We start from the raw sequence: 17379 nt of genomic DNA, 5'->3' as shown, positions 1-17379 counted from the left end.
ACAGGAGAACGAAAATGGCATACAGCGAAAAAGTGCTCGATCACTACGAGAATCCCCGCAACGTCGGCGCGTTCGCGAAGGACGACGAAGGCGTGGGCACCGGCATGGTCGGCGCGCCGGCCTGTGGCGACGTGATGAAGCTGCAGATCAAGGTGGGCAAGGACGGCGTCATCGAGGATGCGAAGTTCAAGACCTACGGCTGTGGCTCGGCGATCGCGTCGAGCTCGCTCGTGACCGAGTGGGTCAAGGGCAAGACCGTCGAACAGGCGCTCGAGATCAAGAACACCCAGATCGCCGAGGAGCTTGCGCTGCCGCCGGTTAAAATCCACTGCTCGATCCTCGCGGAAGACGCGATCAAGGCGGCAGTGGCGGACTATAAAAAGAAGCACGAAGGCTGACATCGGGAGGCGGAATCATGAGCGTCACTGTGAGCACGAGCGCGGCCAGGCACGTTTCGAACTTCATCGCCAAGCGCGGCAAGGGCTTGGGGATCCGTCTCGGGGTGCGGACCTCGGGGTGTTCGGGCATGGCCTACCGTCTGGAGTTCGTTGACGAGACGCATGACGACGACGTGGTGTTCGAGAGCAACGGCGTGAAGGTCATCGTCGACCAGAAGAGCCTCGCCTACCTCGACGGCACCGAGCTCGACTTCGTGCGTGAGGGCCTGAACGAAGGCTTCAAGTTCAACAACCCGAACGTGAAGGACTCGTGCGGCTGCGGCGAGAGCTTCAACGTCTGAAGGCGGCGGCACGGATCCGATGAGCATCGACCTCCAGCAGGACTTCTTCGAACTGTTCGGGCTGCCGCGGCGGTTTCGCATCGACGAGGCCGCGCTGGAACTCGCCTTCCATGACCTGCAGGGGCGGGTGCATCCCGACCGCTTCGCGCATCTGCCCGACAGCGAGAAGCGCCTGTCGATGCAGTGGGCGACGCAGGTGAACGAGGGCTTCCGCACGCTGCGCAAGCCCTTGCCGCGCGCGACCTACCTGCTCGAGTTGATGGGTGTCGATGCCGGGCTGCACACGAACACGGCCATGTCCCCCGCCTTCCTGATGGAGCAGATGGAATGGCGCGAGGCGGTCGAGGAAGCGCGCGCGGCGCGTGAATCCGAGGAGCTGACGCAGCTGCATACGCGGCTGCGCCAGCATTCGCGTGAGGTCTTCGACGAGCTGGCGCGGCAGTGTGACGACGAGCAGGACTACGCGGGTGCCGCGGAGACCGTGCGTCGCCTGATGTTCATGGAAAAACTCCAACACGAGATCGACGACGCCCTCGAGGCGCTGGAGACCTGATGGCCCTTTTGCAGATTGCCGAGCCCGGTCTGTCGACCGAGCCGCACAAGCACCGCCTTGCCGTCGGCATCGACCTCGGCACCACGAATTCGCTGGTGGCGACGGTGCGCAACGGTATCGCGGTGTGCCTGGCGGATGAGGACGGGCGGTCGATGGTTCCGTCCATCGTCCGCTATCACACCGACGGCACGGTCGAGGTCGGCCGCAGTGCGGCGGTCGCGCATGCGACCGATCCGAAGAACACGATCATGTCGGTCAAGCGCTTCATGGGGCGCGGCCTCAAGGATGTCGCCTACATCGAATCGATGCCCTACGATTTCGTCGATGCCGGCGGAATGCTGCGCCTGCGCACGGTGCAGGGCATCAAGTCCCCGGTGGAGATCTCGGCAGAAATTCTGAAAGTGCTCGGCGAGCGTGGGAAGGCGAGCCTGGGGGGCGAACTCACCGGCGCGGTGATCACCGTGCCGGCCTATTTCGACGACGCGCAGCGGCAGGCGACCAAGGACGCGGCGAAGCTGGCCGGCCTCAACGTGCTGCGGCTTCTCAACGAGCCGACCGCCGCAGCGGTTGCGTACGGCCTCGACAACGCGGCGGAGGGCGTCTATGCGGTGTACGACCTCGGCGGCGGCACGTTCGACCTCTCCATCCTGAAGCTCTCGCGCGGCATCTTCGAGGTGCTGGCGACCAACGGCGATGCGGCGCTGGGCGGCGACGACTTCGATCACCGCCTGTTCTGCTGGGCGCTGGACCAGAGCGAAATCGATCCGCCCACGAGCGAGGACGCCCGGCGTCTGCTGATGAAGGCGCGCGAAGCCAAGGAATTGCTGACCGCCTGCGAGGAGGCGCCGATCAAGGCGGCGCTGTCGACCGGCGAGAAAGTGGATCTTGTGGTGACGCGCGGGCAGTTCGCCGACATGACCAGGCATCTTGTGCAGAAGACCGTCGCGCCGATGCGCAAGGTGCTGCGCGATGCCGGCCTCGCTCCCGAGGACGTCAAGGGGGTCGTGATGGTCGGCGGAGCCACCCGCATGCCGCATATCCAGCGCGCGGTGGCGGACTTCTTCGGCCAGGAGCCGCTCACCAATCTCGACCCGGACAAGGTCGTCGCGCTGGGCGCGGCGATCCAGGCGAACGTGCTCGCGGGCAACCGCAAGGACGACGACGACTGGTTGCTGCTCGACGTGATCCCGCTGTCGCTCGGCCTCGAGACGATGGGCGGGCTGACCGAGAAGGTCGTGCCGCGCAACTCGACGCTGCCTATCGCACGTGCGCAGGAGTTCACGACCTACAAGGACGGCCAGACGGCGATGGCTTTCCACGTCGTACAGGGCGAACGCGAACTCGTCGCCGATTGTCGCTCGCTCGCCCGCTTCGAACTGCGCGGCATTCCGCCGATGGCGGCCGGTGCGGCGCGGATTCGCGTGACTTTCCAGGTCGATGCGGACGGTCTGCTGTCGGTGTCGGCACGCGAGATGTCGTCGGGCGTCGAGGCCAGCGTGCTGGTGAAGCCGTCCTACGGGCTGACCGACGACGAGATCGCCGGTATGCTGCGCGACGGCGTCGAGCGCGCGTCCGAGGACATCGATGCGCGCGCGCTGCGCGAGCAGCAGGTCGAGGCCGATCGCGTGATCGAGGCGACGCTCGCAGCGCTGGAGCAGGATGGCGACCTGCTGAGCGCCGAGGAGCGTGCCGCCATCGACGCCGCGGTCGCCGAAACGCGCGACATGGCCGCCGGCCACGACCCGCGTGCCATCAAGCGCAGCACGGAAGCGCTGTCCCGTGCTACCAACGAATTTGCCGCCCGCCGCATGGACAAGAGCATCCGTCAGGCGCTGGCGGGTCACAAGGTGGATGAGATTCAGGTATGACGCAGATCATCGTATTGCCGCACGTGGAACTGTGTCCCGACGGGACGGTGATCGAGGCAGAACCGGGTACGTCCATCTGCGAGGCGCTGCTGCACCACGGCGTCGAGATCGAGCATGCCTGCGAGCAGTCCTGTGCCTGCACGACCTGTCACGTCATCGTGCGCGAAGGTTTCGAGTCGCTCAACGAGGCCGAGGAAGAGGAGGAAGACCTCCTCGACAAGGCGTGGGGGCTGGAACCGCAGTCGCGCCTGTCCTGCCAGGCGGTCGTCGGCGAAACGCCGCTTGTGGTCGAGATTCCGCGCTATACCATCAACATGGCCCGGGAGGGCAAGCACTGATGAAGTGGACCGAGGTGCAGGAAATCGCGATCCAGCTCGCGGACAAGTTTCCCGAAACCGATCCGACACGCGTGAATTTCGTCGACCTGATGAACTGGGTGATGGGTCTTCCCGAGTTCGACGACGATCCCACGCACTGCGGCGAGCGCGTCCTCGAGGCCATCCAGCAGGCCTGGATCGACGAAGTGGCCTGAGGACCGGCGTGCGTCGGAAACCGGCGCCGCCGTCCGAAGTCAGTTTCAATCCCGACCGGTAGCGGGCGATCCGTCGTCGATCGCCCGCATTCGTGCGCCCGCGCGGGCGCACGGTGCTGTCAGCCGGCCTCAGGCCGGCGACTTGGGCAATTCCTCGGCGCGCAGCACGAAGACCATGTCGTCGCCACCGGCAGACGGCAGCCAGACGAAGGGCAGCTTCGGGAACGCCGCTTCCACGATGTGACGATTGTGTCCCACCTCCACGGCGAGGACGCCGCCGGGATTGAGGTGTGCGCGTGCCTGGGCGAGGATGCGGCGCACGACGTCCAGACCGTCCTCGCCGGCGGCAAGCGCCATGCGGGGTTCGTGGAGGTATTCGGCCGGCAGGGTCTCCATCGAGTCGGCGGTGACGTAGGGCGGATTGCTGATGATGAGGTCGAAGCGCCGTCCGGCCAGCCCGCTGAAGACGTCGCTCTTCACGAGCTCGACCTGTTCCTCCAGGCCGTATTCGGCGACGTTGAGCTGCGCGACTTCGAGCGCATCGTCGGAGAGGTCGGCGCCGACCACGCGGGCATTCGGGAAGGCGTGCGCCATGAGGATCGCCAGGCAGCCCGAGCCGGTGCACAGGTCCAGCGCGCTGCCGATCCGCTCCGCGTCCTCGACCCAGGGGGCGAAGCCGTTCTCGAGCATCTCGGCGAAGAAGGAGCGCGGGACGATCACGCGCTCATCGACATGGAAGCGGAAGTCGCCCAGCCAGGCTTCGCCCGTGATGTAGGCGGCCGGCACGCGTTCTTCGGTGCGGCGCTCGATGACCTCGAACAGCGCTTCGCGTTCCTCCGCGGTGATGCAGGCGTCGAGGAAGGGTTCGAGGCGGTTGAGCGGCAGCGACAGCGTGTGCAGCAGCAGCCACACGGCCTCGTCGTAGGCGTCGTTGCAGCCGTGGCCGAAGAAGAGGCCGGCGCGGCTGAAGCGGGTGACGGCGTAGCGCAGCCAGTCGCGCAGCGTCACGAGTTCGGCGAGGGGGCCGCTCTCGTGTTCGTGGACGTGTTCTTCGCCGTTGTCACAGTGTTCGCAATGTTCGGTCATGCTCGGTCTCGTCAGCGCGCGAGGAGGGCGCGCAGGGTGCGTTCGTAGATCAGGGAAAGCGGTTCGATCGCGTCGACGGCGACGCGTTCGTCGAGCTTGTGGATGGTGGCGTTGACGGGGCCGAACTCGACGACTTCCTTGCAGATGTCGGCGATGAAGCGCCCGTCGGAGGTGCCGCCGCTGGTCGACAGTTCGGTTTCGACGCCCACCGTCTCGCGGATCGCGCCGCCGATCGCCTCGACCAGCTTGCCGCGGCCGGTCAGGAAGGGCTTGCCGGAGAGGTGCCAGTCGAGCGTGTAGTCGAGGCCGTGGCGGTCGAGCACGGCGTGGGTGCATTGCTTGAGTTCGTCGGCGGTGCTGACCGAGGCGAAGCGGAAATTGAACAGCACTTCGCATTCGCCCGGGATCACGTTGTTGGCGCCCGTGCCGGCGTGGATGTTGGAGACCTGCCAGGTCGTCGGCGGGAAGAACTCGTTGCCGTCGTCCCAGCGCGTCGCGGCGAGCTCGGCAAGCGCCGGCGCGAAGTCGTGAATCGGATTGCGCGCGAGCTGCGGGTAGGCCACATGGCCCTGCACGCCCTTGACGCGCAGCGTGCCGGAGAGCGAGCCGCGGCGGCCGTTCTTGATCATGTCGCCGAGGGTCTTCACCGACGTCGGTTCGCCGACGATGCAGTAGTCGAGGGTTTCTCCGCGCGCGGCCAGCGCCTCGACGACCTTCACGGTGCCGTGGGTGGCGATGCCTTCCTCGTCCGAGGTCAGCAGCAGCGCGATCGAGCCTTCATGGTCGGGATGGGCCGCGACGAAGCGTTCGATGGCGGTGACGAAGGCGGCCAGCGAGGTCTTCATGTCAGCCGCGCCGCGGCCGTAGAGGTGGCCGTCGCGCACGGTTGGTTCGAAGGGGGGCGAGGCCCAGGCGTCGAGCGGACCGGTCGGGACGACATCGGTGTGGCCGGCGAGGCACAGCACGGGCCCGGTGTCACCGCGGCGCGCCCACAGGTTGGCGACACCCCCGGTGTCGATGCGCTCGAAACGGAAGCCCAGCGGGGCGAGGCGCGACGCGATGAGGTCCAGGCAGCCGCTGTCCTCGGGGGTTACCGAGGGACGGGAAATGAGTTCGCAGGTGAGCGCGAACGTGGCGTTCGGGGAAGAGTTCGTCATTGCGATCGGGCGGCCATGGCCGCCCCGGGTTCAGGGTTGGGGGCGCCGGGGGCGCTCAGTGTGCCGGATCGTCGTCGAGGTGCAGCGCGAATTCGCTGAACGAGGCGCCGTCGACATTCTTGTTCTGAGGGTCGAAATCGACCGACGGCGGGGGGGCGTCCCCTTCGGCGCTCGGCGCGGCGTTGATCTGGGCGTTGTTGATCAGCCAGGCGAGGTTGGTCGGCGAATCGGCGTTCGCGAGCGCCTCCTCGAAGGTGATGATGCCTTCGCGATACAGGCGGTGGAGGTCCTGCTCGAAGGTCTGCGACCCGGGGGCGAGGCTCTGCTGCATCGCCTCCTTGACCTCGTTGAGTTCGCCGCGCTCGACGAGCTCGGCGACGTGGCGGGTGTTCATGAGGATCTCGACCGCCGGGATGCGCATGCCGTCGGGCTTGCGCACGAGCCGCTGCGAGATGATGCACTTCAGCGCGACCGCGAGGTCGAGATACAGCAGCGAACGGTTCTCCAGCGGGAAGAAGTTCACGATGCGGTTCAGCGCGTGGTAGGCGTTGTTCGCGTGCAGCGTCGCGAGACACAGGTGGCCGGTCTGCGAATAGGCGAGCGCCGCCTGCATCGTCTCGCGGTCGCGGATTTCGCCGATCAGGATGCAGTCGGGCGCCTGGCGCATCGCGTTGCGCAGCGCCTCGTGCCAGCCGATGGTGTCGATGCCGACTTCGCGCTGGTTCACCACCGACTTGCGGTGCTTGAACAGGTACTCGATCGGGTCCTCGACGGTGAGGATGTGGCCGGAGCGGTTGCGGTTGCGGTGGTCGATCATCGACGCGAGCGTCGTCGACTTGCCCGAACCGGTCGCTCCGACGACGAGGATCAGGCCGCGCTTCTCGGTGACGACTTCGGACAGCACCGGCGGCAGGCCCAGCGATTCCAGCGACGGGATCTCGCCCTGGATGTAGCGCACGACGATCGCGATGCTGTGGCGCTGCCAGAAGACGTTGACCCGGAAGTTACCGAAATCGCGCCGCCCGAAGGACAGGTTGAGCTCCTTTTCGCGCTCGAAGGTCTCGATCTGCTCCGGGCTCATCATCTCGTAGATCATCCGCTTGATCATGGTGGGGTCCATGACCTGCTGGTTGATCGGCATCGTGATGCCCTGGATCTTGATGTGGATCGGTGCGCCGGCCGAGACGAAGATGTCCGAAGCGAGCTTTTCCGCCATCAGTTGGAACAGCTTGTCGAAAATCATCCGGGGATTCTCCTGAGCGTGGTGGGGCGGGCTTCGGTGTCGGGCGGCCGTCCGCGGCCGCCCCGGAAAAAGGTGATCAGGCGCCGCGCAGCAGTTCGTTGATGCCGGTCTTGGCGCGGGTCTGGGCGTCCACACGCTTCACGATCACGGCGCAGTACAGGCTGTACTTGCCGTCGGCCGAGGGCAGGCTGCCCGGCACGACGACGGCGCCGGACGGCACGCGGCCATAGGTGACCTCGCCGGTCTGGCGGTCGTAGATCTTGGTGCTCTGGCCGATGTAGACGCCCATCGACAGCACGGCGTTTTCCTCGATGATCACGCCTTCGACGACTTCCGAACGCGCGCCGACGAAGACGTTGTCCTCGATGATGACCGGGCCGGCCTGCACCGGTTCGAGCACGCCGCCGATGCCGACGCCGCCCGACAGGTGCACGTTCTTGCCGATCTGGGCGCAGGAGCCGACGGTCGCCCAGGTGTCGACCATCGTGCCTTCATCGACGTAGGCACCGATGTTCACGTAGGACGGCATCAGCACGACGTTCTTGCCGATGAAGCTGCCCTTGCGCGCGACGGCCGGCGGCACGACGCGGAAGCCGCCTTCGCGGAACTGCTCGGGCGTGTAATCGCCGAACTTGGTCGGCACCTTGTCGAAGAAGTTGAGCGCGCCGGCCGACTGCACCTCGTTGTCGCGCAGGCGGAAGGAAATCAGCACGGCCTTCTTGATCCACTGGTTGACGGTCCAGTTGCCGTCGATCTTCTCGGCCACGCGCAGCTTGCCGCTGTCGAGGCCGTCGATGACGGTGGCAACGGCGTCACGCACGATTGCGGGCGCGGCGGACGGGGAGAGGCTGGCGCGGTTCTCGAAGGCTTCGTCGATGATCTTTTGCAGGTCTTGCATGGGGGATTTCCGTTTGTATTTCAAAGAGTTTGGCAGAAGGCGGCGATACGTTCGGCAGCCTCCACGCATTCGGCCGTCTCGGCCACGAGGGCGATTCGCACGAACCCGGCGCCCGGATTGACGCCGTTGGATTCCCGGGCGAGGAAGCTGCCCGGCAGAACCGTGACATTATATGCAGCCTGCAGGCGGCGGGCGAACTCGGTGTCGGCGATGGGCGTCTGCGCCCACAGGTAGAAACCGGCGTCCGGCTTCTGCACCTTGAGGTGCTGCGCGATGATCGGCATCGCGCGGTCGAACTTCTCGCGGTACAGGCGGCGGTTTTCGACCACGTGCGCCTCGTCGTTCCATGCGGCGACCGAGGCGGCCTGGATCGGCAGGCTCATCGCGCAGCCGTGATAGGTGCGGTAGCGCAGGAAGGCCTTCAGCACCTTCGCGTCGCCGGCGACGAAACCGGAACGCATGCCCGGCACGTTCGAGCGCTTGGACAGGCTCGAGAACATCACCAGGTTGCGGAAATCCGTGCGCCCGAGCGCGTGGGCGGCCTGCATCGCGCCGACCGGGGGCGCGTCGTCGTCGAAGTAGATCTCCGAATAGCACTCGTCGGCGGCGATCACGAAGCCGTAGCGGTCGGACAGTTCGAAGAGGCGCGCCCATTCCGCCTGCGAGAGCATGCGGCCGGTCGGGTTGCCGGGCGAGCATACGAACACGAGCTGGATGTCGCGCCACGTCGCCTCGGGAATGCCGTCGAAGTCCGAGCCGAAGCCGTTTTCCGGCAGGTTGTTGAGGAACACCGGCTCGGCACCGGCGAGCAGGGCCGCGCCTTCGTAGATCTGGTAGAAGGGGTTCGGGCTCAGCACCTTGGCGCCGGGGCGGCTGGCGTCGATCACGGCCTGGGCGAACGCGAACAGCGCCTCGCGCGAGCCGTTGACCGGCAGCACCTGGGTCGCCGGATCGACTTTCGGCAGGCCGAAGCGGCGCTCCAGCCAGCCGGCGATCGCCGCGCGCAGCGGGTCGCCGCCGATCGTCGCGGGGTAGTTCGCCAGCCCCTGCAGGTTGTCGGTGAGGGCCTGCATGATGAAGGGCGGCGTCGGGTGCTGCGGCTCGCCGATCGACAGGCGGATCAGCTTCAGGTCGGCCGGGGGCACGACGCCGTCGAGCAGCGCACGCAGTTTTTCGAAGGGATAGGGCTGGAGGCGGTCGAGGTTCGGATTCACGGCGGACTGTTTCGGCTTGTATCGGTGGGTATGCGCCTGTGTCGGAAGGCAAGGGCATCGAGCGCGCGATGGTATCATGACGCGCTTTCGCCGGCCCCGGCCGGCCTGTTCCAGCCCAACGCCAGCTCCAATTCCTGCTCCGATCCGACCCGGCCCCGTTCCGACGTGCGTCTTTCCAAGCTCAAACTCGCCGGTTTCAAGACCTTTGTCGATCCGACCACGGTGCTCACGCCCGGCAATCTCGTCGGCGTGGTGGGGCCGAACGGCTGCGGCAAGTCCAACATCATCGACGCGGTGCGCTGGGTGCTGGGCGAGACGCGTGCCAGCGCCCTGCGCGGCGAGTCGATGCAGGACGTCATCTTCAACGGTTCGACCACGCGCAAGCCGGTGTCGCGCGCGAGCGTGGAGCTGGTGTTCGACAACGCGGAAGGGCGCGCGGCGGGGCAATGGTCGCGTTACGCGGAAATCTCGGTCAAGCGCGTGCTGGACCGCAGCGGCGAGTCGACCTATTTCCTGAACAACGTCCAGGTCCGGCGCAAGGACGTCATCGACCTGTTCCTCGGCACCGGCCTCGGTCCGCGTGCCTACGCGATCATCGAGCAGGGCATGATCTCGCGCATCATCGAGGCGCGTCCCGAGGAGGTGCGCGGCTTCCTCGAGGAGGCCGCGGGCGTCACGAAGTACAGGGAGCGGCGCCGCGAAACCGAAGGACGGCTGTCGGATGCGCGCGACAACCTCGCCCGCCTCGAAGACATCCGCATGGAGCTGGGCGAACGCATCGGCCACCTCGAAGTGCAGGCGGAGATCGCCGCGCGCTACCGCGACCTGAACGCCGCGCATACGCAGCGCCAGCAGCTGCTGTGGTTGCTCAAGCGCAACGAGGCGCGGGCCGAGCAGGCGCGAGTCGAAGGCGAGCTCAACCAGTTGTCGTCCAAGATGGAGGCGGATAGCGCCCGTCTGCAGGAACTCGAGAACGCCGTCGAGGAGGCGCGCGCGGGGCATTTCGAGGCGTCCGAGGCGACGCACGCGGCGCAGTCCGACCTCTTCGCAGTGTCGGCCGAAGTCACGCGCCTGGAAGCGGAGCTGCGGCATCTGGACGATGCGCGCAAGCGCCTGGAAGCGCGGCTGGCCCAGCTTGCGACCGACGAGGCGCACTGGCGTGCGCGCGAGGAGGCGCTGGGGGCGGAGCGCGAGCGCTGGAGCGGGCTGCTGGAGAACGCGGCGATGCGCGCGGAGCAGGCCGAGGCGCGGCATGCGGAGATCGCAGACCGGCTGCCCGAGGCGGAATCCGCCCGGCAGGCGGCGGATACGACGGTTGCGTCGGCACGGCGCGAGCTCGCGCAGACCGAGCAGCAGCTGCGCGTCGAGGAGGCGAATCGTGCAAGCGCGGTGCGCGCCATCGATGCGCTGAACCAGCGTCGCGGGCGCCTGGCGAGCGAATCGGGCGGCGTCGAGGGGCCGGACGAGGCCGTCGTCGCGCAGCAGGAGGCGCGCGTCGAAGCCCTGCGCGAGGAGCAGGAGCGGTGCCTGGAAGAACTCGGCACTGCGCAGGCGCGGCTGCCCGAGGCGCAGGCCGCGCTGAAGGCCGCGCTCGAGCACGAACGGCAGGTGCAGCGGCGCCTCACGGAATTGCGCGCGCGCCGCGACGCGCTCGTCCAGCTGCAGGCCAAGGTGCAGTCGCAGGGGCAGCTCGGCGACTGGTTGAAACGCCACAAGCTGACGGAGCTGCCGCCGCTGTGGCGCGATCTGCGCGTCGAGCCGGGCTGGGAGACGGCGGTCGAGGCCATGCTGCGCGAGCGGCTCGCGGCGCTGACCGGCGACGTGAGCGAAGCCGCGCGCGCGATGTTCGACGACGCGCCGCCCGGTTCCTTTGCGCTGGCCTTCGGCGATGGGGTGGTGCCGCTCGATGCGCCCGAGCCCCTGCCGGGGACGTTTGCGCTGATGGACCGGATCAGCTTCGGCGACGAGCGCCTGCGGCCGGTCGTCGCCGACTGGCTGCGCGGCTGCCTGGCCGTCGACGCGCTGGAGCCGTGGGTCGGGCGGCGCGCGGAGCTTTCGCCCGGCCAGTGCATCGTCGGACCCCGGGGCCAGATCTTGACCCGGCACGCGCTGGTGCATTACGCGCCGGACAGCCGCACGCACGGCGTGATGGAGCGCCAGCGCGAGATCGACGGGCTGGCGGAGCAGCAGCGCAGTCTCGAAACGGACGCCGGGATTGCGCACGACGCGCTGATTGCGGCGGAGGGTGTCGCAACCGAACTCCAGGAGCGCGGCAACGCGCTGCGGCGCGAACTGCAGGCGGCGCAGCAGCAGGTGCATGCGGAGCAGGTCGAGCTCCTCAAGCTCACGCAGGCACGGCAGCGCGCGGAGGAGCGGCGTGCGCAGCTCGCGCGCGACCTCGACGACATCGAGCACCTCGAAGCGACCGAACGCGAACACCTCGCGCGCGCGGAGATGGAGCAGGCTCGCGCGGCGGAACTTGCCGAACTGCAGCGCGAGCGCCTCGACGGCGCGCTGGAGGTGCTGACCGAGCGCGACAACGCGCTGCGGGAGACGCGCTCGCTCGAACAGGCACTGGCCCGGGACCGGCAGGAAGCGCGCTTCTCCGAGCGCGAGTGCGCCGGCAAGCTCGACGATATCGCGCGCAACCTGCAGCTGGCGGCTGAGCAGCTCGGCCGGATCGCCACGGAAGTCGAGGCGCGCGGGCACGAGCTGGAGGCGACCGACAGCGGCCGCAGCCGCGACGCGTTGCAGGCGGCGCTCGAACTGCGCGCGAGCCGCGAGGCCGCCCTGGCGGCGCGGCGCGATGCGCTGGAAACGGCGGCGATGCGGCTGAAGCAGACCGAGGAGCTGCGCCTGCGCACCGAGCAGGAGGCGGCTCCCGCGCGCGGGCGGGTCGCCGAGCTGCGCCTGGCGGTGCAGGCGGCGGAGCTTGCGGCGGCGCAGTTCGACGAGCGGCTGGTCGAGGCGCAGGCCGACGAGGCGGTGCTGCAGCCCCTGCTCACGCCGGAGCTGCGGGAGAATTCGCTCGTGCGCGAAGTCGCGCGGCTCGCGCGCGAGATCGCCGAGCTGGGGCAGGTGAACCTCGCGGCGCTCGACGAGCTGCGCAGCGCGCAGGAGCGCAAGGGCTATCTCGATGCGCAATTCGAGGACCTGACGCAGGCGATCGACACGCTGGAGGACGCGATCCGGCGCATCGACCGCGAGACGCGCGAACAGCTGCAGGAAACCTACGATACCGTGACGCAGCATTTCGGCACGCTGTTCCCGCAGCTTTTCGGTGGCGGGCAGGCGCGGCTGGTGCTCACTGGGGACGAGATCCTCGACGCGGGCATCCAGATCGTGGCGCAGCCGCCGGGCAAGAAGAACAGCTCGATCCACCTGCTGTCGGGCGGCGAGAAGGCGCTCACGGCGATCGCGCTGGTGTTCTCGATGTTCCAGCTCAACCCGGCGCCGTTCTGCATGCTTGACGAGGTCGACGCGCCGCTGGACGATACGAATACCGAGCGTTATTGCCAGATGGTGAAGCGGATGTCATCGCAGACGCAGTTCGTCTTCATCAGCCACAGCAAGATCACGATGGAGATCGCACAACAGCTGGTGGGCGTGACGATGCAGGAGCAGGGCGTCTCGCGCGTCGTGGAAGTGGATATCGAGGAAGCGCTGCGCCTGGCGGAGCCGGCGGCGGCCTGAACATGAGCGCCGCGCCGCCCCGCGAACGGGCGCCGTGGCATGGATTTGTTTGCGAAGCCCAATGGGTTGCGACGCCCGCGGCCTGAGGCAGCGGGTCCCACAACGGGAAGGAAGATGGATAACGAATTGCAGATCGGTTTGGCGGCGTTGGGGGTGGCTTCGGTCGCCGGAATCGTCGCCTACAACAAGTGGCAGGAACGCAAGCACCGCCGGCAGGCCGAGCAGGCCTTCAAGTCGGACCATCGCGACGTGCTGCTCGAGCCGGCGGACAGCGGGGCGGACGATCGTCCCGCGGAGCGCATCGAGCCGTCGCTGGGCGATCCCGAGCCGGCAGTCCGGCGTGCCCCCGCAGCGGCGCAGGACCCGGGCGTGCGCAAGGTCACGCCGGGCGTGCCGGATGCCGTGGACCCGCGCATCGACTGCGTGATCCGCATCGAGGCGATCGAGCCGCTGGATGCGCCGCGCCTGTGGGCGGTGCAGAGCGAACAACTGGATGGCATCGCGAAACCGGTGCGCTGGTTTGCGTTCGACGACGCCGCCAACCTGTGGCGGCCGCTCAACGCGCATAGCGCGGGCGCCTACCACTGGTTCTGCGCCGCGATGCAGACGGTGGACCGCCGCGGGCCGATCAGCGAGAACGACTTCCTGCGTTTTTCGGGCGGCATGCAGCACGTGGCCGACCAGTTCCTCGCCGTGCCGGCCGACCTGCCCGCGCGTGGCGAAGCGCTGCGCAATGCGGCCGAGCTCGACAAGTTCTGCGCCAGCGTGGATGTGCAGATCGGCATCAACGTCGTGAGCACTGGCCAGCCCTTCGTCGGCACCAAGGTCCGCGCGCTGGCCGAGTCGCACGGAATGGTGCTGGGGCCCGACGGCTCCTTCCACGCGCGCGACGAGGAGGGCAACACGCTCTTCACGCTGAGCAACATGGAGCCGGCACTGTTCGCCGCGGAAGAGATGCGCGACATGAGCACCAGCGGCCTGACGCTGGTGATCGACGTGCCGCGTGTGCCGAACGGCGTGTTCGCGTTCGAGCGCATGATGCGCCAGGCCATGCAGATGGCCGACGCGCTGCAGGGCACGGTCGTCGATGACAACCGTGCGCCCTTCGGCAGCGAGGCCGCGGCGATGATCCGCGGCCAGATCCAGCAGTTCCAGATGCAGATGGCGAGCGGCGACCTGCCGGCGGGCGGCTCCGTGGCACAGCGCCTGTTCTCTGCCTGATGATCGCTTCGGCCCTGGAATTCGAGCGCGCCGCGCGGTTGCGGCGCGAGCTCGAAGCGCACAATCACGCCTATTACGTTCTCGACGCCCCGACGATCCCGGACGCCGAATACGACCGCCTGTTCCGCGAGCTGGAGGCGCTGGAGCGCGACTATCCCGAGCTGGCGACGCCCGATTCGCCGACGCAGCGGGTCGGCGGTGCGCCGATGCCCGAACTGGCTGCGGTGCGGCATGCGGTGCCGATGCTGTCGATCCGCACCGAGACCGACACCACGAACGGCGGTGTCGTCGCGTTCGACACGCGCGTGCGCAACGCGCTGGGACTGGGCTCCGCCGATGCGCCGGTGGAGTATCTCGGCGAACTGAAGTTCGACGGCCTGGCCATCAGCCTGCGCTACGAGCACGGCGTGCTGGTGCGTGCGGCGACGCGCGGCGACGGCGAGACCGGCGAGGACGTGACGCACAATGTGCGCACGATCCGCCAGATTCCGCTGCGCCTGTCGGGCAAGCCGCCCGCGCTGCTGGAAGTGCGCGGCGAGATCTACATGCGCCGCGACGATTTCCAGCGCCTGAATGCGCGTCAGGAGCAGGCCGGCGAAAAGCTGTTCATCAATCCGCGCAATACGGCGGCGGGCGCGGTGCGCCAGCTCGACCCGCGCATCGCCGCGAAGCGCCCGCTGTCCTTCTTCGCCTACGGACTGGGCGAAACCGGCGACTGGGCGCTGCCGCCGACGCAGGCGGCGCTGCTCGACGCGTTTGCGGCCTTCGGCCTGCCGGTGTGCGAGCACCGGGTCGTCGCGGTCGGCGTCGACGGGCTGTGCGAATTCCACGACCGCATCGCGGCGCTGCGCGACAGCCTGCCGTACGACATCGACGGGGTCGTGTACAAGGTCAACCGCTTCGATCTGCAGCGCGAACTGGGCTTCGTGACGCGCGAGCCGCGCTGGGCGGTCGCGCACAAGTATCCGGCGCAGGAAGAGATCACCGAGCTCCTCGACATCGAGGTGCAGGTCGGCCGCACCGGTGCGCTGACGCCGGTCGCACGCCTGAAGCCGGTGTTCGTCGGCGGCGTCACGGTGACCAACGCGACCCTGCACAACGAAGAGGAAATCCTGCGCAAGGGCGTGCTGATCGGCGATCAGGTCATCGTGCGGCGGGCCGGCGACGTTATACCGGAGGTCGTCGGTCCGATCGTCGAACGGCGCAAGGGCGGCGAGCGGGCCTTCGTGATGCCGACGCGCTGCCCGGTGTGCGCTTCGCACGTCGAGAAGGCCGAGGACGAGGTGGTGGCGCGGTGCACGGGCGGGTTGTTCTGTCCCGCGCAGCGCAAGCAGGCCCTGCTGCATTTCGCCGGGCGGCGCGCGATGGACATCGAGGGGCTGGGCGACAAGCTGGTCGACCAGCTCGTCGAGGCCGGCATCGTGAAGACGCCCGCGGACCTGTACAGGCTGGGCGTGCTGGCGCTGGCGAACCTGCAGCGCATGGCCGAGAAGTCTGCGGCCAACCTGCTCGCGGCGATCGAGAAGAGCCGGCACACGACGCTCGCGCGCTTCATCTTCGCGCTCGGCATCCGCAATGTCGGCGAAGCGACGGCGAAGGATCTGGCGCGGTATTTCGGGGCCCTCGATGCGCTGATGGATGCGACGCCCGAGCGGCTCGTCGAGGTGCCGGATGTGGGGCCGGTGGTGGCGCAGAGCATCGCGGGCTTCTTCGGCGAGGCGCACAACCGCGAGGTGATCGAGCAGCTGCGCGCGGCGGGGGTGACGTGGGAGGAAGGGGCACCGGCCGCGCCGGTGGCGGGCAGCGCGAGCGGCAAGGTGTTCGTGCTGACCGGCACGCTGCCGACGATGAGCCGCGACGAGGCGAAGGCGCTGATCGAGGCGCACGGCGGCAAGGTGAGCGGGTCGGTGTCGAAGAAGACGGATTACGTGGTGGCAGGTGCCGAAGCGGGTTCCAAGCTCGCGAAGGCGGAAGAACTGGGTGTGGCGGTCCTCGATCAGGACGGCTTGCTGCGCCTGCTTGAACAAGGTTGAAGATATGGCACGGACCAGACGCCGCGCTGAACCCAAAGATGAAACAAGGGAGAGTCATCCAATGAAGAAGGTCACCAAGGCGGTATTCCCGGTTGCCGGCATGGGCACGCGCTTCCTGCCGGCCACCAAGGCCAGCCCGAAGGAAATGCTGCCGATCGTCGACAAGCCGCTGATCCAGTACGCGGTCGAGGAAGCGGTCGCCGCCGGCGTCACCGACATGATCTTCATCACCGGCCGCACGAAGCGTTCGATCGAGGACCACTTCGACAAGGCCTACGAACTGGAAACCGAGCTCGAGGCGCGCGGCAAGAAGGAGTTGCTGGAGATCGTCAAGAGAACGGTGCCGAAGGGCGTGAACTGCGTGTATATCCGCCAGTCGGAGGCGCTCGGCCTCGGCCATGCGGTGCTGTGCGCGGCGCCGGTGGTGGGTGACGAGGCCTTCGCGGTGATCCTCGCGGACGACCTGCTGGACAACCACGGGGCGGAGCCGATCATGCAGCAGATGGTGGGCGTGTACAACTACCACCGCTGCTCGGTGCTCGGCACGATGAACGTGCCGCGCGAGGACACCCGCCAGTACGGTATCGTCAGCACCGACAGCCAGCAGGGCAACGTGCAGCGCGTGACCGGCATCGTAGAGAAGCCGAAGCCCGAGGACGCCCCGACGACGCAGGCGGTGGTCGGCCGCTACATCCTGACGCCGCACATCTTCGACCACCTGCGCTCGATCAAGCCGGGCGCGGGCGGCGAGCTGCAGCTCACCGACGCGATCGCCTCGCTGCTGAAGGAAGAGGCGGTGCTGTCCTACCAGTTCCAGGGCGTGCGCTACGACTGCGGTTCGAAGCTCGGCTACCTGAAGGCGACGGTCGAGTTCGGCCTGCGCCATGCCGAGACCGGTGCGGATTTCGCCGCGTATCTGGCCGCGCGCGCGTAAGCTCCGCTGACGGGAGGGGGAGCGGAACATTCCGCTCCCTTGAAACGAAAAAAAAGGCGCTGCCGCGGCAGCGCCCTTTTTTTGGTGCGCCCGGCAGGGCGCACTCACTTGGAGGTGGAAGTCCTCTACTCGCCCGGCAAGGGGAAGAGTTAGCCGAACGGCAAGGGTGTCGCGGGTAACTGCGAATCTGGAGGAAGCCGAAGGCAAA

General features: G+C 67.8%; 15 protein-coding genes. 10 read left to right on the top strand and 5 right to left on the bottom strand.

Features of this window, described 5'->3' with window-relative positions:
• Positions 1-14: 14 nt before the first annotated feature.
• From iscU to iscX, 6 genes are read left to right on the top strand one after another with little or no spacing between them, the layout of a single operon-like run.
• Positions 15-398 carry a Fe-S cluster assembly scaffold IscU gene (gene iscU, locus GPA22_RS10660; RefSeq protein WP_169256059.1) on the top strand — a complete coding sequence of 128 codons (384 nt, stop codon included), beginning with the start codon at positions 15-17 and terminating at the stop codon, positions 396-398.
• 17 nt (positions 399-415) lie between these two features.
• Positions 416-739, top strand: a complete 324-nt coding sequence (gene iscA, locus GPA22_RS10655) for an iron-sulfur cluster assembly protein IscA (RefSeq protein ID WP_169256058.1) — start codon at positions 416-418, stop codon at positions 737-739.
• A 19-nt stretch (positions 740-758) separates the two neighbouring features.
• A complete protein-coding gene (gene hscB / locus GPA22_RS10650) occupies positions 759-1292 on the top strand; it encodes a Fe-S protein assembly co-chaperone HscB (RefSeq protein WP_169256057.1) in 534 nt (177 codons plus the stop codon).
• A complete protein-coding gene (gene hscA, locus GPA22_RS10645) occupies positions 1292-3160 on the top strand; it encodes a Fe-S protein assembly chaperone HscA (RefSeq protein ID WP_169256056.1) in 1869 nt (622 codons plus the stop codon). The genes hscB and hscA overlap by 1 nt, the downstream gene beginning before the upstream one ends.
• Entirely contained in the window at positions 3157-3498 is a 342-nt protein-coding gene (gene fdx, locus GPA22_RS10640; RefSeq protein WP_169256055.1) for an ISC system 2Fe-2S type ferredoxin, read from the top strand. The genes hscA and fdx overlap by 4 nt, the downstream gene beginning before the upstream one ends.
• Complete coding sequence (iscX, locus tag GPA22_RS10635) at positions 3498-3692, top strand: Fe-S cluster assembly protein IscX (protein ID WP_169256054.1); 195 nt, start codon at positions 3498-3500, stop codon at positions 3690-3692. The genes fdx and iscX overlap by 1 nt, the downstream gene beginning before the upstream one ends.
• Positions 3693-3821: 129 nt before the next feature.
• On the opposite strand, the gene prmB is transcribed toward iscX, so the two are convergent.
• The 5 genes from prmB to dapC form a co-directional block, all read right to left on the bottom strand.
• Positions 3822-4778 carry a 50S ribosomal protein L3 N(5)-glutamine methyltransferase gene (gene prmB, locus GPA22_RS10630; protein WP_169256053.1) on the bottom strand — a complete coding sequence of 319 codons (957 nt, stop codon included), beginning with the start codon at positions 4776-4778 and terminating at the stop codon, positions 3822-3824.
• Positions 4779-4789: 11 nt separating this feature from the next.
• Entirely contained in the window at positions 4790-5935 is a 1146-nt protein-coding gene (dapE, locus tag GPA22_RS10625; protein WP_169256052.1) for a succinyl-diaminopimelate desuccinylase, read from the bottom strand.
• A gap of 55 nt (positions 5936-5990) precedes the next feature.
• Positions 5991-7178, bottom strand: coding sequence for a PilT/PilU family type 4a pilus ATPase (locus tag GPA22_RS10620; protein ID WP_169256051.1), 1188 nt, complete (start codon positions 7176-7178; stop codon positions 5991-5993).
• Positions 7179-7254: 76 nt separating this feature from the next.
• Positions 7255-8076: a 2,3,4,5-tetrahydropyridine-2,6-dicarboxylate N-succinyltransferase gene (dapD, locus tag GPA22_RS10615; RefSeq protein ID WP_169256050.1), complete on the bottom strand. Its 822-nt coding sequence runs from the start codon at positions 8074-8076 to the stop codon at positions 7255-7257.
• A 20-nt stretch (positions 8077-8096) separates the two neighbouring features.
• Positions 8097-9290, bottom strand: a complete 1194-nt coding sequence (dapC, locus tag GPA22_RS10610; RefSeq protein ID WP_169256049.1) for a succinyldiaminopimelate transaminase — start codon at positions 9288-9290, stop codon at positions 8097-8099.
• 165 nt (positions 9291-9455) lie between these two features.
• Between dapC and smc the strand changes: the two genes are divergently transcribed.
• The 4 genes from smc to galU all read left to right on the top strand — a co-directional run bounded on the left by smc (position 9456) and on the right by galU (position 17171).
• On the top strand, positions 9456-12983 hold the full coding sequence (gene smc, locus GPA22_RS10605) for a chromosome segregation protein SMC (protein WP_343036014.1): 3528 nt from the start codon (positions 9456-9458) through the stop codon (positions 12981-12983).
• 114 nt (positions 12984-13097) lie between these two features.
• Positions 13098-14204 carry a cell division protein ZipA gene (locus GPA22_RS10600; protein WP_169256047.1) on the top strand — a complete coding sequence of 369 codons (1107 nt, stop codon included), beginning with the start codon at positions 13098-13100 and terminating at the stop codon, positions 14202-14204.
• Entirely contained in the window at positions 14204-16237 is a 2034-nt protein-coding gene (ligA, locus tag GPA22_RS10595; RefSeq protein ID WP_169256046.1) for an NAD-dependent DNA ligase LigA, read from the top strand. Before GPA22_RS10600 ends, ligA begins: the two co-directional genes overlap by 1 nt.
• 61 nt (positions 16238-16298) lie before the next feature.
• A complete protein-coding gene (gene galU, locus GPA22_RS10590; protein ID WP_169256045.1) occupies positions 16299-17171 on the top strand; it encodes a UTP--glucose-1-phosphate uridylyltransferase GalU in 873 nt (290 codons plus the stop codon).
• Positions 17172-17379: the final 208 nt, after the last annotated feature.

Source organism: Aromatoleum toluvorans (genome assembly GCF_012910905.1).
Classification (GTDB): Bacteria; Pseudomonadota; Gammaproteobacteria; order Burkholderiales; family Rhodocyclaceae; genus Aromatoleum; species Aromatoleum toluvorans.
Note: the sequence above shows the minus strand (reverse complement) of the source record. Positions and strands in the feature narration are given on the sequence as shown.

What these genes read in the sequence shown, in the direction of transcription:
- iscU (WP_169256059.1), top strand. Translation starts at nt 15, where the DNA reads ATGGCATACAGCGAAAAAGTGCTCGATCACTACGAGAATCCCCGCAAC.
- iscA (WP_169256058.1), top strand. Translation starts at nt 416, where the DNA reads ATGAGCGTCACTGTGAGCACGAGCGCGGCCAGGCACGTTTCGAACTTC.
- hscB (WP_169256057.1), top strand. Translation starts at nt 759, where the DNA reads ATGAGCATCGACCTCCAGCAGGACTTCTTCGAACTGTTCGGGCTGCCG.
- hscA (WP_169256056.1), top strand. Translation starts at nt 1,292, where the DNA reads ATGGCCCTTTTGCAGATTGCCGAGCCCGGTCTGTCGACCGAGCCGCAC.
- fdx (WP_169256055.1), top strand. Translation starts at nt 3,157, where the DNA reads ATGACGCAGATCATCGTATTGCCGCACGTGGAACTGTGTCCCGACGGG.
- iscX (WP_169256054.1), top strand. Translation starts at nt 3,498, where the DNA reads ATGAAGTGGACCGAGGTGCAGGAAATCGCGATCCAGCTCGCGGACAAG.
- prmB (WP_169256053.1), bottom strand. Translation starts at nt 4,778, where the DNA reads ATGACCGAACATTGCGAACACTGTGACAACGGCGAAGAACACGTCCAC.
- dapE (WP_169256052.1), bottom strand. Translation starts at nt 5,935, where the DNA reads ATGACGAACTCTTCCCCGAACGCCACGTTCGCGCTCACCTGCGAACTC.
- GPA22_RS10620 (WP_169256051.1), bottom strand. Translation starts at nt 7,178, where the DNA reads ATGATTTTCGACAAGCTGTTCCAACTGATGGCGGAAAAGCTCGCTTCG.
- dapD (WP_169256050.1), bottom strand. Translation starts at nt 8,076, where the DNA reads ATGCAAGACCTGCAAAAGATCATCGACGAAGCCTTCGAGAACCGCGCC.
- GPA22_RS10600 (WP_169256047.1), top strand. Translation starts at nt 13,098, where the DNA reads ATGGATAACGAATTGCAGATCGGTTTGGCGGCGTTGGGGGTGGCTTCG.
- ligA (WP_169256046.1), top strand. Translation starts at nt 14,204, where the DNA reads ATGATCGCTTCGGCCCTGGAATTCGAGCGCGCCGCGCGGTTGCGGCGC.
- galU (WP_169256045.1), top strand. Translation starts at nt 16,299, where the DNA reads ATGAAGAAGGTCACCAAGGCGGTATTCCCGGTTGCCGGCATGGGCACG.